Consider the following 14,373-nt stretch of genomic DNA (forward strand, 5'->3'; position numbering starts at 1 on the left):
GGAGAACGGGATGGACGTGATCGTCACGGGGCTGTTGCTGGGCGGGGCCTATGCGCTGATCGCCATGGGCCTGAACCTGCAATACGGCATGGCCCGGATCATGAACCTGGCCAATGGCGAGATGCTGGTTGCGGGCGGCTTTGCCGCCTTCTGGTTCTGGACCGCGGCCCAGGTCAGCCCGCTGCTGACCGTGTTCCTGGTGGCGCCGGTGGCGTTCGTGGTCAACTGGCTGCTCTACGTCCTGTTCCTGCGGCCGCTGGTCGCCCGCGCCAAGTCGCGCGGCCAGCTTGAGGTCGATGCCATCCTGACCACCTTCGGCCTGTCGTTTGTCGCGGTGGGCATCATGCTGGCGGTCTTTGGCGGCGACTACTTCAGCTATTCCTACCTGTCTTTCCCGGTTGCGCTGCTGGGCGACACCTATGGCGCGAACCGAATCGCGGCGTTCCTCGCGGCTGTGGTGATCTGCGGCGCGCTGTGGCTGTGGTTGACCCGGTCGCGCGCGGGCATGTCGATCCGCGCCATCGCCGTCGCGCCCGAAAGCGCGCGGCTGGTGGGCATCGACGTGCGGCGGCTGGCAGCGCTGGCCTTTGCGCTGGGCGGGGCCGTCACCGCGTCGGGCGGCGCGCTGATCTCGACCTTCCTGACGCTGGATGCCTCGACCGGCGTCCTGTTCACGCTCAAGGCGCTGGTCATCGTCATCATGGGCGGCGTGGGTGACGTGCGCGGCACCATCGTCGCAGCGCTGCTGCTGGGCCTGCTGGAAACCTTCGTGGCCAGCGTGATCGATCCCGGCCTGACGCTGGCGGCGGCCTACCTGCTGTTCGTCGTCATCCTGCTGGTGCGCCCGCAGGGCCTTTTCGGGAGACGCACGACATGAGGCTTTCGTCGAAGGACTGGCAGACCCTGACCTTTGCCACGCTGGCGCTGGCCGCGGCCGCCTGCCTGCCCTTCCTGACCGCGGGCTACTGGCTGACCATAGGCGTGACCATCGCCATGTACACGGTGCTGTCGACAAGCTGGGCACTGTTTTCCGGCCCCACGCATTACATCTCGCTCGCCACGGCGGCCTTCTTTGGCGTCGGCGCCTACGTGGTCGGCTACGGTATCGAGCATCTGCCCTACTGGTCGCTACTGGTGATCGCGGGCGTGATCGGCGCGGTGATGGCGGCGCTGGTGGGCCTTACCACGCTGCGGCTGAGCGGGGTCTATTTCGTGATCTTCACGCTGGGCCTGGCCGAGTTCATCCGCCAGGTCATCACCTGGGTGCAGAACTGGACCGGGCAGAAGGGTATCTATGTCCTGACCTCGATCACCGAGGCGCATATCTACTGGCAGTTGGTCGGCCTTGCGGCACTGGTCTTCCTGACCGGCTGGCTGATCGGGCGGTCGCGGCTGGGCTTTGCGCTACGCATCATCGGCGATGACGAAGAGGTGGCGCGCCATTCCGGCATCCGCACCGCCCGCGCCAAGATCCTGCTGTTCATGGTGCCGGGCGCGGTGGGGGCCATCACCGGCGCGATCCTGGCGCCGCGCTATGTCTATATCGAGCCGATCCTCGCCTTTACGCCGATGCTGTCCTTCCAGGTCGTCATCATGGCGCTGCTGGGCGGCACCGGGCGGCTGTGGGGGCCGATCGTCGGCGTGATCCCCTTCACCCTGCTTTGGGAGGCGATTTCGGCCTCGTTCCCGAACCAGACGACGCTGCTTCTGGGCCTGTCCTTCCTGGTGATCGTCTACCTGCTGCCGCGCGGCTTTGTCGGGTTGATCGACGACATCCGCGCCCGCGCCGGACGGGAGGCTCTGGCATGAGGGCGGTGTCCCCGGTCCTGAGCCTGCGCGGCGTGACCAAGCGCTTTGGCGGTCTTGTGGCAGTGAACGGGATGGATTTCGACGTGGCCGAGCACGAGGTGTTGGGCCTGATCGGTCCGAACGGGTCGGGCAAGTCGACGACGTTGAACCTGATTTCCGGCGCGCTGATGCCCACCGCCGGCACGATCAGCCTGCGCGGCACGCCGATCACTGAACTGCCTGCGCAGGACATCGCCCGGCGGGGCGTTTCGCGGACATTCCAGTTGGTGCGTCTGCTGCCCTCGATGACCGTGCTGGAAAACGTCAAGGCAGGCGCGGTGTTCGGTCATCGCCGCCGCTGGGGCGCCGAGGCCGACACTCACGCACAGGCGATGCTGGAATCCGTGGGTCTTGGCGGGCGCGGCCATCTGCGCGTGGGTCAGCTGACCTATATCGACACGAAACGGGTCGAACTCGCCCGCTGCTTGGCCTCCGACCCCAAGGTGCTGCTGCTGGACGAATGGCTGGCGGGTCTGAACCCGACCGAGCTTGAAGAGGGGATCGCCCTGATCCGCCGCCTGCGGGACGAAGGGCGCACGGTGATCCTCGTGGAACACGTGATGGATGCCATCCGCTCGCTCTGCGACCGCTGCGTGGTCATGGCCTCGGGGACCAAGATCGCCGAGGGTGGCGTGTCCGAGGTGCTGTCCGACCCGGAAGTGATCCGGGCCTACCTGGGGGATGACGATGCTTGAGGTCTCCGACCTGTCCGTCGCCTATGGCCAGCATCCGGCGCTGAACGGCGCCTCGCTGCGGGTGAAACGCGGCGAGATCGTCGTGATCCTTGGCGCGAACGGCGCGGGCAAGTCGACCCTGCTCAAGGCCATTTCCGGTATCTGCGAGGGCCGCGTCTCGGGTTCCGTCACGCTTGAAGGAGAGGAACTGGTCGGCCTGCCGCCGCATCGCATCGTCGAGGCGGGCGTGGCGCTGGTGCCCGAGGGGCGCGGCGTCTTTGGCGATCTGACCGTGATGGAGAATCTGCTTCTGGGCGCCTATGCCGAACGCGCTCGCGAGGAAGAGGCGGGCAACCTCGACCGCGTGCTGTCGCTGTTCCCCAAGCTGGGCGAACGGCGCGGCCAGCAGGTGCGCACCATGTCGGGTGGTGAACAGCAGATGGTTGCGATCGGGCGGGCGATGATGTCGAACCCGGCGCTGCTGACGCTGGACGAACCCTCGCTCGGCCTGTCGCCGCTCTTGTCGAAGGAGCTGTTCCAGAGCCTCAAGGCCGTGCGCGACACCGGCATCGGCATCCTTCTGGTGGAACAGAACGCGCGGGCGAGCCTTGCAATCGCGGACCGGGGCTACCTGCTGGAGAACACCCGCATCATCCACGAGGACAGCGCCGCCAAGCTGCGCAGCGACCCGGCGGTGCAGGCGGCTTACCTTGGGGGTGGCAAGGGGGCTGCGAAACCTGCCCCAATGGTGGCGAAACCCGCCGCGCCGCGCCCCAGCGCCCCGCGCCCCGCTGCCGGGCCGTCCCCGGCGCAGATCGCCGCCGCCGCGATGTCGGGCTTCCAGACGAACCGCGCGCCCCGGTCCGAGCCCGCCCCGAAACCGCAGCCGGTGGCAGAGCGTCCCCGCGCGCCCGCGCCGCCTCCGCCGCCTAAACCCGCCGCCCCGCCCCTGCCGCCGCGCGCCAGCGCCGCCGATGCGATCCTGGGTCGCTCGGTCGCGGACCTGGTCGCGAAGGCCGCGGAAAGCAGCCGCGCCCGCGTGGGAACGGGCGTCACGCCGCGCCCCGCGCCCAGGCCCGCGCAGCAAGACCGCAGGCCGGCCCAACCCATGCCTGACCCGCGCGCCGACAGCTCGGACCGGCTGAAATCCGTCCTCGCCGAGATCGAGGACGCCGCCGCGCGCGCCCGCGCCTGGCGGCCCGACACGCACCGCAAGTGAGGAGCGACAGACGATGCTCGATTCTGCCCCCAACGCCCCCGTCATCAAGGGCCTCTACATCGGCGGCAACTGGGTGCCCGCCGCCCGCACCTTCGAGGACCTGAACCCCTCGGACAACAGCCTGTATGCCCGCATCCCGGATGGCTCGCGCTCTGACATGCGCCGCGCCATCGAGGCCGCGCAGGCCGCCTTTCCCGACTGGTCGCAGCGCCCCTTCCACGACCGCGCGCATGCGCTGCTGAAGATCGCCGACACCTGGGAGCGCAACCGCGACCGGTTTGTCGCTGCGGCGGTGCAGGAGGGTGGCGGCTGGTTCGGCAAGGGCATGTTCGAGGCGGGATACGTCGCCGAGGTGTTCCGCAGCGCCGCCGCACTTTGCTATCAGAACATCGGCGAGGTGCTGCCCTCGGAACACGGCAAGTTCATGACCGCGACGCGCTGGCCGCTGGGCGTGGTCAGCGTCATCAGCCCGTGGAACATGCCCGGCATCCTGACCGCGCGCGGCTTTGCCGCCGCGCTGGCGGTGGGCAACACCGTGGTGCTGAAGCCGTCCGAGGACACGCCCTATGCCGGCGGGCTCTACTTTGCCGAGATCCTCGAAGAGGCGGGGATCCCGCCGGGCGTCTTCAACGTCGTCACCTGCTCGCGCGAGAGCGTCGGTGAGGTGGGAGACGAGATGATCGAGAACCCGCGCGTCAAGGCGATCAGCTTTACCGGTTCGACCGCCGTGGGCCGCCACATCGCGGCCAAGGCAGGCGCGCACCTCAAGAAAGCCTGCGTCGAACTGGGCGGCAAGGACTCGATGATCGTGCTCGAGGATGCAGACCTCGACGCCGCCGCCCGCGCCGCCAACTTCGGCAGTTTCATGCACCAGGGGCAGGTCTGCATGTCGACCGAAAAGCTGCTGGTGCACGAGGCTGTCTACGACGCCTTCATGCAGAAATTCCTCGCCCGGGCGCGCAAGCTCAAGACCGGGCACACTCGCGACAAGGACAACGTGATCGGCCCGCTCGTCAACACGCGGCAGGCGCTGCGGGTCAAGGCGCTGATCGACGATGCCGTGGCCAAGGGCGCGCGGGTCGAGCTGGGCGGCAACGCGTGGGAGAACTTCGTGGAACCCACGGTGCTGACCAACGTCGATTCCAGCATGGACATCTGGCACGACGAGACATTCGGCCCGGTGGTGATCGTGGTGCCCTTCCGCACCGACGAAGAGGCCATCGCGCTGAACAATGACACCGAATACGGCCTGACCGCCGCCGTCTGGACAAAGGACGAGCCGCGCGCGCTGCGCATGGCGGGACGGCTGGAAACCGGCATCTGCCACGTCAATTGCCAGAACATCAACGACGAGCCGCATGTGCCCTTCGGCGGCGTCAAGGCGTCTGGCGTGGGCCGCTACGGCGGACGCTGGTCGCTGGATGCCTTCACCGAGCTGCGCTGGATCACGCTCGACCGCGGCGGGCGGCATTTCCCGCCGGTCTTCTGATGCAGGAAAGGAAAACCCCATGACGTTTCTCGGCTGGATCATCCTGCTTGTCGTCCTCGCCGCCATCGCGATCGCGCTGGCCGCGTGGTTCTACGAACGCGCCACGAACGAGGTTGCGCTGGTGCGCACCGGGATCGGCGGGCGCAAGGTGGTGATCGACGGCGGCACGCTGGCGATCCCCTATTTCCATGAGGTCAGCCGCGTGAACATGCAGACCATCCGCATGGACGTGCAGCGCTCGGGCGAGCACAGCCTTATCACCAAGGACCGGATGCGGATCGACGTGGGCGCGGAATTCTACGCCTCGGTAATGCCGGAACCCGACGCCATCACCCGCGCCGCGCAGACGCTGGGCCGCCGGACCTTCCAGGCCGATCAGCTCAAGGCGCTGATCGACGGCATGATGGTGGACGCGCTGCGCGCCGTCGCCGCCAAGATGACGATGGACGAGCTGCACGAGAACCGCAGCACCTTTGTCCGCGAGGTGCGCGAGGCGCTGACCGACACGCTGGCGCGCTACGGACTGCAACTGGACAGTGTCTCGTTGACCGCGCTGGACCAGACGCCGTTCAACGCGCTGGACGAGAACAACGCCTTCAACGCGGTGGGCATGCGCAAGCTGGCCGAGGTGATCGCGAAATCGAAGAAGGAACGCGCCGAGATCGAGGGCGAAAGCCAGGTCAGCGTGCGCCGCGCCGAGGTCGAGGCCAACCGCCGCACACTGGAGATCGAGCTGGAGCAGCGCCGCGCCGAGATCGCCCAGACCCAGGAGATCGAGACGCTGCTGGCCCAGCAGTTGACCGAGGTCGCCCGCCGCAAGGCCGAGGCCGAACGCAATGCCGCCGAAGCCCGCATCGAAATGGAGCGCGCGATCCAGGCCGCTTCGATCAGCCGCGAACAGGCGATCCGCGAGGCGGAAATCACGCAGTCCCGAACGCTGGAGATCGCCGAGCAAGACCGCACGATCCTGACCGCCGCCAAGAGCCAGGAGGAAAGCCGGGCAAAGGCCGAGGCGACCGAGGCCCGGCAGGTGCTGGTCATGGCCGAAGAGGCGCTGGCCACGATGCGCCAGCTGGCAGAGGCCGACCGGCGCAAGCAACTGGCCCTCGTCGCCGCCGAGCAGGATGCAGAGGCGACCGCGCTACGCGTCCGCGCCAGTGCCGAAAGCGACAAGGTCGCGGCGCTGGCCCGGTCCGAGATCAGGCGTGGCGAGGCCGAGACGCTGCGCATCTTCAAGGAGGCCGAGGCCGACGGCGAGGCCGCGCGCATCCGCGCCGAGAACACCCGTTCCACCGAACTGGCGGCGATGGAGATGGAGCGCCAGCGGCTGGCTGCGCTGCCCGCGATCGTGGCCGAACTGGTCAAGCCCGCCGAGAAGATCAAGGGCATCTCGATCAACCATGTCACTGGCCTGGGCCGCGACGGGTCACGCGCCGCCGGGCCGTCGTCGCCGGTCGATCAGACCGTCGACGCGATCCTCGACATGGCGGTCAGCCTGCCCGCGATGAAGCGGCTGGGCGAGGTCATGGGTGTCAATCTCGACGCGCTGGATATCGAGGGAAAGCCGCGCGGCTGATCCCGGCGAGGCCTACCAGGTGGCGGTGGCCTCCATCGCCACCGGCCCGCCTTGACGCGCCGTCCAGAGGTGCAGCGCGCCATCGCGATCCTTGGCGTTCAGCGTGAAATACGCGTCGTCGAAGATCGGCGACAGGCTGCGGAAGGAAAAAGTCGCGGGTCGCGCGCCGCGCAGGTCGGCCGCCATCTGGCACAGCATCGTCGCCTGCATCGGCCCGTGCACGACAAGTCCGGGATAGCCCTCTGTCTCGATGCAGAAGGGCTTGTCGTAGTGGATGCGGTGACCGTTGAAGGTCAGCGCGGAATAGCGGAACAGCAGCGTCGAAGTCGGCTCGATCACGCGGCGATGCGTGCCTTCCGGCGCGGGTGGCGGCTCGGCCTTGCCCGCCGAGGCCGGGGCCACGTCGCGATAGACGATATCCTGCCGCTCGGTCAGCACGGGCTGGCCATCCGCCGTCACCGCGTGTTCGACGGTCACGAAACACAGCGCCCCGGTGCGCCCCTGTTTCAACTGGACATCGGTCACGGTCGAACGGCGCGTCACCTTTTGCCCAACGCGGATATCGCCGAGAAACGTGAATTCCCCACCGGCCCACATCCGGCGCGGCAGCGGCACCGGCGGCATGAAGCCCCCCAGCGCCGGATGCCCGTCGCGTCCCAGCGCTGACATGGGTGCGATTGGTTGTGCGAGGCACAGGTGGATCAGCAGCGGTGCAACCGCGCCTTCGGCATGGCTCGACTGGCGGTCGAAGGTGGCGTTGAACTGGCGCAGCGTTGTGGGGGACAGGGTCTCGCTGTCCTCCTGCATCGTGCCGATCCAGCTGCGCAGGTGGTCGATGTCCATTCACTCCTCCAGCGGGTTGAGGGCGGGCACGGGGCCATATTGGCGCGTCTCACCCTTCACCTGCGCGCCCGGCGCGGGGAAGGAGACGGAGCCATTCGGGCTGTTCACCGTGACGCGGCGCAGGTGAGGGTGGGCCGAAAGCCCGCCCATGTCGTTGACCATCGCCAGCGCGATGTCGGCCTCGGACAGGATCGCCACTGCCTCGGTGCTGCTGCGGCGGGCGAAAGCCTGTGCCACGATGCCGTCGGTGAAATCCCGGTACGAGACCCGCGCGACATTGGTGGCAAGGCGCGGATCGGTGCCAAGGGATGCATCCCCGATGAAGCGCTCGCACAACACACGCCATTCGCGGTCCGACTGGATCGAGATCAGGACCGGCGGGCCGTCACCCGTCTCGAACACGCCATAGGGCGCGATGGACGGGTGGGCGAGGCCGATACGTTTCGGGCTCTTCCCGCCCTCATGGTTCAGCAGCGGCACGGTCAACCAGTCGGCCATGACGTCGAACATCGACACCGAGATTTCGGCGCCCTCGCCGGTGATACCCCGGCGGATCAGCGCCTCGAGGATGGCGGCGTGGGCCGTGGCCCCCGTGGCGATATCGACCAGCGACACGCCCACGCGGGCCGGCTCGCTTGGCCCGCCGGTGATCGAACACAGTCCCGACTCCGCCTGAATCAGCAGGTCATAGGCCTTGCGGTCGGCCATCGGGCCATCCTCGCCATAGCCCGAGATGGAACAGGTAATGAGGCGCGGATAGTCCGCCCTCAGCCGGTCGATGGCAAAGCCCAGCTTTGTCAGCGCGCCCGGTTTCAGGTTCTGGATCAGCACGTCGGCCCCGGCCAGAAGTGACTCCAGCCGTGCCTTGCCCGCGTCGCCGGTCAGGTCCAGCGTCACGCTCTCCTTGCCCCGGTTCAGCCAGACGAAGTAGCTCGACTGCCCCGCAGCGACGTCATCGTAACCCCGCGCGAAATCGCCCTCGGGGCGCTCCACCTTGATGACCCGTGCGCCCGCATCCGCCAGCCGGGACGAGGCAAAGGGCGCGGCCACGGCCTGTTCCACCGCGACAACCGTCAGACCCTCGAGCGCGCGCATCAAAAGGACCGGGGCAGGCCGAGGATGTGCTCGGCCACGTAGGAGAGGATCAGGTTGGTCGAGATCGGCGCCACCTGGTAGAGCCGCGTCTCGCGGAACTTGCGTTCCACGTCGTATTCGCAGGCAAAGCCGAAACCGCCGTGGAATTGCAGGCAGGCATTCGCCGCCTCCCAGCTGGCCTTGGCGGCCAGGAGTTTCGCCATGTTCGCCTCGGACCCGCAGGGCTTGCCCGCATCGAAAAGGGCGCAGGCCTTGTAGCGCATCAGGTTCGCCGCCTCGATCTCGATGAAAGCCTCGGCGATGGGGAACTGCACGCCCTGGTTCTGGCCGATGGGCCGGCCAAAGACCTTACGTTCCTTCACATACTCGGTCACCTTGTCGGTGAACCAGTAGCCATCGCCGATGCATTCCGCCGCGATCAGCGCCCTTTCGGCGTTGAGTCCGGTCAGGATGTATTTGAACCCCTTGCCCTCTTCACCGATCAGCGCATCCTCGGGCAGTTCCAGCTCGTCGAAGAACAGCTCGTTCGTCTCGTGGTTGACCATGTTGGCGATGGGCCGGACGGTCATGCCCTTGGCCATCGCCTGTTTCACGTCGACGAGGAAGATCGACAGGCCCTCGGACTTCTTCTTTACCTCCGACAGGGGGGTGGTGCGGGCGAGCAGGATCATCAGGTCGGAATGCTGCACGCGGCTGATCCAGACCTTCTGGCCGTTGATCACCCAGCGGTCGCCCTTTTTCACGGCGGTCGTCTTGAGCTGCGTCGTGTCGGTGCCAGTGGTCGGTTCCGTCACGCCCATCGACTGAAGGCGCAACTCGCCGCTGGCCAGTTTCGGCAGGATGCGGCTACGTTGTGCCTCGGACCCATGCTGGACCAGAGTGTTCATGTTGTACATCTGGCCGTGACAGGCGCCGGAATTGCCGCCCGCGCGGTTGATTTCCTCCATGATGACCGATGCCTCGGTCAGGCCAAGGCCGGACCCGCCGTATTCCTCGGGGATCAGGGCGGCCATCCAGCCCTCGCGCGTCAGCGCATCGACGAAGTCCTCGGGATAGCTGCGTTCCGCGTCGATCTTGCGGTGATACTCGGGCGGGAAGGTCGCGCAGAGCGCGCGCACGCCCTCGCGGATGTCCTGGTAGTCGTCTTCGAGAAAGTTCATCGCGGTCCCCTCTTTTTCTGCTTCCGGATACGCCGCCGTATCGGCGGGTGCAATTCCGGGCCGGTCAGCCCGCCATCAGTTGCGAGAGCCCACCCCAGATCAGCCGCAGCGACAGCAGGATCAGCACGGTGTTCAGCGCAAACCGGAATTTCGTGTCGTCCATCCGGTTCAGGAACAGCTTGCCGACCAGCGTGCCGACAAACCCCGCCGCGATCATCGCCGCGACAAAGCCCCACCAATGCGAAAAGGCAAAGCCCAGCAGGCCAAAGGCGATGGTCTTGAGCCCGTGCTGCACCGTCATCAGCGCGGCATGGGTGGCGACATGGGCATGGCGGGGCAGATCCTGCGACTTGGTATAGGTTGCCACGAACAGCCCCGTCGCGCCGAAGAACATGGTCAGGAAGGTCGAGATCGCGCCGACGATGCCGGGCCAGTCGCGCACTTGGCGGGGCGGTCTGCCCAGTACCGACCATAGCACGAAACCACCAACGCCGATCTGCACCCATTCGGGCGGCAGGTTCACCACCAGCGCGCCGCCCAGCGCCGCGCCGATCACCGAGCCCACGGTGAAGGCGGGCAGCGCGGGCCAGAAGATATGCCGGAAGGTGATCAGCGCGCGGCCCAGGTTCGAGCCGATCTGGATCACCCCATGCGTCGGGATCAGCGCGGCGGGCGGCACCAGCACCGCCATGATCGCCAGCAGCAGGCCGCCGCCGCCGATGCCAAAGGCGACGGTAATCAGCGAGGCGATGAAACTCGATCCCAGGAGTGCGAGGAAAACCGCCGTGCTCATGCCCTCGGGCATCAGCCATTCCAGACCGCTCATGCTCTTGCCCCCGCCGGTATTGTGCGTAGCCTGCGCCCGACCCCGAGACAGGAGCGGCGACGATGCGCGTGGATTACCTTGGCCTCGAAGCCTTTGTCGCCATCGCCGACACGGGGTCCTTCCAGCGCGCGGCCGAGGTGCTGAGCCTCAGCCAGGCGGCGCTCAGCCACCGGCTGCGCAAGATCGAGGAGGACCTGGGCGCGGCGCTGCTGATCCGGTCCAGCCGCGAGGTGTCGCTGACACCGGCCGGGCAGAACCTGCTGCCCGAGGCGCGGCGCCTGCTGAAGGCGTTGCAGGACACCTACGAGGCCGCGCGCGCGGGCGGCAAGGCGCAGGCGCGGCGCTTTGCCTTCGCCTGCCTGCCGACCATCGCCAACGGGTTCCTGCCGCCGGTTCTGGGCGCCTTGCAGGTGGATCGGCCCGACATCGCCTTCGACCTGCTGGACATTCCTGTTTCGCGCATTGTCGAGGCGGTCCGGTCGGGGCGCGCGGAATTCGGTCTGACCATCGTCTCGGCCGAGTTGTCCGACCTGCGCATCCGTCCGCTGGCGGACGAGGATTACCGCCTGTTCATGCGCCACGACCATCCGCTGGCCGCGCGCCGTTCCGTCACGCTGGAGGATGTCGAGGCGCTGCCCATGGTGCGAATCTCCAGCCAGTCCAAGAACCGGCAGTTGCTGGACATCGCCTTTGGCCAGATGCGTGACCGGCTGCGCTGGCAGTTCGAGGTGCAGAGCGCGACGGTCGCCATGCGGTTGGTGGCCAGCGGCATGGCGCTGACCATCCTGCCGGAATCCGCCCTGGCCATGGCGCCGGTGCCGCTGGTGTCGGTCCCATTCGAGGGCGTTCGTCTGCAACGCAAGCTGGGCGTCGTGTCGCGCCGGGGCGTGCCGATCTCGGACGACGCCGCCGTTTTGCTGCACCGGATCGAGACCGAGATGCTGGAGAATTTTCCGCGTCACCTGGCGGTCAGCTCCGATCCCCGGTCCAGGCCTCGGGGTTGACCATGTGCTGCGGCGCACCTGTCGCGAAGGCGTTGACCAGCGCGTAGATGTCGGTGAACTGGCGGTCCAGTTCCTCGGCGGTGACGAAACCCACATGCGGCGTCGGGATCACCTGGGGATGCGACAGCAGCGGGTCACTCGCGTCGGTCAGGGGTTCCACGTCGAACACGTCCAGCGCGGCGCGTCCCAGCGTTCCGGCCTCCAGTGCGGCCAGGATCGCGCCCTTTTCCACCAGCCCGGACCGCGAGGTGTTCACCAGGATCGAGTCCGGTTTCATCGCCATCAGGTCGGCGCGCGTGATCTCTCCCTTCGTGTCGGGCGACAGGCGCTTGTGGATGCTGACCACGTCCGAGGTGGCAAAGAACGCCTCGCGGCTTTCGGGCACGGTCTCTCCGGCGGCGCGGGCACGGTCGCGGCCCTTGTCGCTGCCCCAGTATTGCACCTCCATGCCAAAGGCGCGGGCAAAGCCGGCCACGGCGCCGGCGATCTTGCCATGGCCATAAAGGCCCAGGGTTTTGCCGCCCACGTTGCGCCCCAACGGCGCCGCCGCCTGCCACTGGCCCGCCCGGGCCGAGGCGATCTGTTCCGGCAGATAGCGCATGGCGGCGATAACCAGACCAAAGGTCAGCTCGGCGGTCGAGGTCGAGGGGCCATCAACGGCCATGTGCGAGCAGAACAGGATTCCCGCCCGCGTCAATGCATCATGGTCGACGTGGTTGTGCTGGCCGCGCATGGCGATCAGTTTCGGGCCGTTCATCTGGCCCGCCAGCGCGGCGGTGATCGGCGTCCGATCACGGAACAGAACCACCGCGTCGGCATCGGCCAGTCGTGCCGCCAGCGTGGCGTCGTCGGGGGCGCGGTCGGTCCAGACCGTCACGTCGTGCTCGTCCAGCATTGCAAAACTGGGCAGACCGCGCAGCACGTCATACCAATCGTCGAGAATGTGAACCTTCACAGCAAGTCCTCCAGGGATACGGGGCGTTCGGTGCCGACATGGCCCTTGGGATGGGCGCGGCGGATGACGGGGGATGCGACCTTGTCCGAGATCGGGAAATCCCAGACCGCCGCGCCGCCGGTTTGTGCGAAGCGCGCGACGAGGTCGGGCAGGGTGGACAGGTCTGTGACCCGCTCGCCCTGCACACCAAAGCCGCGCGCGATGGCGGCGAGGTCGGTATGGCCAAAGACCGCGCCGGTGTCCGGCAATCCATCGTCGCGCAGTTTGTGGATTTCCGATCCATAGGCGCCGTCGTTCAGCGCGCAGATCAGGATGTTCATGCCGTGGCGGCGGATCGTCTCCAGCTCCTGCACGTGCATCAGCAGGGACCCGTCGCCGTCGAACAGCACCACTGTCTCGCCGGGGCGCGCGGCGGCAACGCCCATCGCGTAGGAAATGCCGTTGCCGATGGCGCCGAATTCGCGGATCGTCAGGAAACGGTCAAAGGGCCGGTCCATGTGCGCGAAGTAGAAAGAGCAATGGCCCGAGGAATTCACCATTTGCCAGCCACCGGGCAGAGCGGCGTCCAGTGCCGTGACCACGTCGCGGGGGTCGTGCAGGCCGGGTTCTGCCGGAAAGTCGGCGGTGTCGAAGGGGGTTTCCTTGATCGCCTTGGCCAAGGAATCCGTCCGCCAGCCGGGCTTCGGAGCGATGCGCGCAGCCAGCGCCTCGACCGTCAGGCGGGCGTCGCCGCGCAGGTGATGCCGCGCATGGACCATGCCCTGCGACAGGGCGCGGGGATGCGTGTCGATACGCAGGATCTCGGCCTTGGGGAACAGCTTGCCCTTGTCCATGTTGTGCTGCGTCAGCTGCGCGCCGACCGAGATCACCAGATCGGCCTCGGCAAAGCAGGCCCGTGCGAGGGACGACGAAAAGCCCCCGGCGATGCCAACATGGAAAGGATGGCCGTGGAACAGGCCGCGCGCGGGCAGGGTCGTGGTCAACAGCGCGCCCAACCGGTCAGCCAGTGCGCGGCAGGCATCGGCCGCGCCGCTTTCCGCCGCGCCAAGACCGGCCATGACGACGATCCGTTTCGCCTGCCCAATCCGGTTGGCGGCCTGTGCGAGGTCGTCGGGGTTGGGCGGGTTCCGCGAAGGGCGCGGCAGGATTTCGGCGGATGGCACGGGTAGGGCCAGCGGATTCACAGGCACCTGCGCTTGAAGGTCGAAGGGCACGCCCAGCACCACCGGAACGCGATCCTCCTGCGCCTCGACAAAGGCATCGCGGATCGCCTCGGCCATGCGCGGGACGTGGTGCAGCGGGCGATAGCGCGCACCGGTCGCGGTGATGAAGGGGGCCTGGTCGATCGCCTGATTATACCAGGACGTGCCCAGCGGAGATTCGCCGGCGAAGATCACCAACGGGATGCGGGCGCGGACAGCGGCGGGCAGCGCGGTCAGAATCTGCGTCAGCCCGGGGCCACAGGTGACGGTGGCGATGCCGGGCTTGCCCGTCTTGCGCGCCCAGGCCGTCGCAGCCGCCACGGCGCAATGTTCGTGCCGGACATAGACCATGCCCACGCCGCGCTCTGCCAGCGCCGCCGCCCAGGCCATGTTCGCATCGCCCAGCAGGGCAAAGCAGGTATCTGCTCCCTCGGCGGCGAAGACATCGGCGAGGGTCTCGAAGACATGGGTCGGCATGGGCG

At 67.6% G+C, this 14,373-nt stretch carries 13 protein-coding genes; 7 read left to right on the forward strand and 6 right to left on the reverse strand.

Features of this window, described 5'->3' with window-relative positions; genetic code table 11:
• Positions 1 to 10 precede the first annotated feature (10 nt).
• From KB874_RS06530 to KB874_RS06555, 6 genes are read left to right on the forward strand one after another with little or no spacing between them, the layout of a single operon-like run.
• Complete coding sequence (locus KB874_RS06530; protein WP_212535742.1) at positions 11 to 877, forward strand: branched-chain amino acid ABC transporter permease; 867 nt, start codon at positions 11 to 13, stop codon at positions 875 to 877.
• Complete coding sequence (locus KB874_RS06535; protein WP_212535743.1) at positions 874 to 1,809, forward strand: branched-chain amino acid ABC transporter permease; 936 nt, start codon at positions 874 to 876, stop codon at positions 1,807 to 1,809. Before KB874_RS06530 ends, KB874_RS06535 begins: the two co-directional genes overlap by 4 nt.
• Entirely contained in the window at positions 1,806 to 2,543 is a 738-nt protein-coding gene (locus KB874_RS06540) for an ABC transporter ATP-binding protein (RefSeq protein ID WP_212535744.1), read from the forward strand. The genes KB874_RS06535 and KB874_RS06540 overlap by 4 nt, the downstream gene beginning before the upstream one ends.
• Complete coding sequence (locus KB874_RS06545) at positions 2,536 to 3,741, forward strand: ABC transporter ATP-binding protein (RefSeq protein WP_212535745.1); 1,206 nt, start codon at positions 2,536 to 2,538, stop codon at positions 3,739 to 3,741. The genes KB874_RS06540 and KB874_RS06545 overlap by 8 nt, the downstream gene beginning before the upstream one ends.
• Before the next feature lie 13 nt (positions 3,742 to 3,754).
• Positions 3,755 to 5,230, forward strand: a complete 1,476-nt coding sequence (locus tag KB874_RS06550; protein WP_212535746.1) for an aldehyde dehydrogenase family protein — start codon at positions 3,755 to 3,757, stop codon at positions 5,228 to 5,230.
• Between the two features lie 19 nt (positions 5,231 to 5,249).
• Entirely contained in the window at positions 5,250 to 6,806 is a 1,557-nt protein-coding gene (locus tag KB874_RS06555) for a flotillin family protein (RefSeq protein ID WP_212535747.1), read from the forward strand.
• Between the two features lie 12 nt (positions 6,807 to 6,818).
• Here KB874_RS06555 and KB874_RS06560 read toward each other — a convergent pair whose 3' ends face one another.
• From KB874_RS06560 to KB874_RS06575, 4 genes are all read right to left on the reverse strand, one after another.
• Positions 6,819 to 7,649, reverse strand: coding sequence for an HTD2 family dehydratase (locus KB874_RS06560; protein ID WP_212535748.1), 831 nt, complete (start codon positions 7,647 to 7,649; stop codon positions 6,819 to 6,821).
• Positions 7,650 to 8,744: a CaiB/BaiF CoA transferase family protein gene (locus KB874_RS06565; protein WP_212535749.1), complete on the reverse strand. Its 1,095-nt coding sequence runs from the start codon at positions 8,742 to 8,744 to the stop codon at positions 7,650 to 7,652.
• Positions 8,744 to 9,904 carry an acyl-CoA dehydrogenase family protein gene (locus KB874_RS06570; RefSeq protein ID WP_212535750.1) on the reverse strand — a complete coding sequence of 387 codons (1,161 nt, stop codon included), beginning with the start codon at positions 9,902 to 9,904 and terminating at the stop codon, positions 8,744 to 8,746. Before KB874_RS06570 ends, KB874_RS06565 begins: the two co-directional genes overlap by 1 nt.
• Before the next feature lie 64 nt (positions 9,905 to 9,968).
• Positions 9,969 to 10,730, reverse strand: coding sequence for a sulfite exporter TauE/SafE family protein (locus KB874_RS06575; RefSeq protein ID WP_212535751.1), 762 nt, complete (start codon positions 10,728 to 10,730; stop codon positions 9,969 to 9,971).
• Between the two features lie 62 nt (positions 10,731 to 10,792).
• Here KB874_RS06575 and KB874_RS06580 point away from each other — a divergent pair, with 62 nt between their 5' ends.
• Positions 10,793 to 11,734: a LysR family transcriptional regulator gene (locus KB874_RS06580; RefSeq protein ID WP_212535752.1), complete on the forward strand. Its 942-nt coding sequence runs from the start codon at positions 10,793 to 10,795 to the stop codon at positions 11,732 to 11,734.
• Here the strand turns inward: KB874_RS06580 and KB874_RS06585 are convergent.
• Positions 11,700 to 12,689 (reverse strand): NAD(P)-dependent oxidoreductase, encoded by a 990-nt coding sequence (locus KB874_RS06585; protein WP_212535753.1) that lies wholly within the window; start codon positions 12,687 to 12,689, stop codon positions 11,700 to 11,702. The two genes, KB874_RS06580 and KB874_RS06585, sit on opposite strands and share 35 nt — an antisense overlap.
• Positions 12,686 to 14,368: a thiamine pyrophosphate-binding protein gene (locus tag KB874_RS06590; RefSeq protein ID WP_212535754.1), complete on the reverse strand. Its 1,683-nt coding sequence runs from the start codon at positions 14,366 to 14,368 to the stop codon at positions 12,686 to 12,688. Before KB874_RS06590 ends, KB874_RS06585 begins: the two co-directional genes overlap by 4 nt.
• Between the last annotated feature and the right edge of the window lie 5 nt (positions 14,369 to 14,373).

This window comes from Thetidibacter halocola, assembly GCF_018224955.1.
GTDB lineage: Bacteria > Pseudomonadota > Alphaproteobacteria > Rhodobacterales > Rhodobacteraceae > Thetidibacter > Thetidibacter halocola.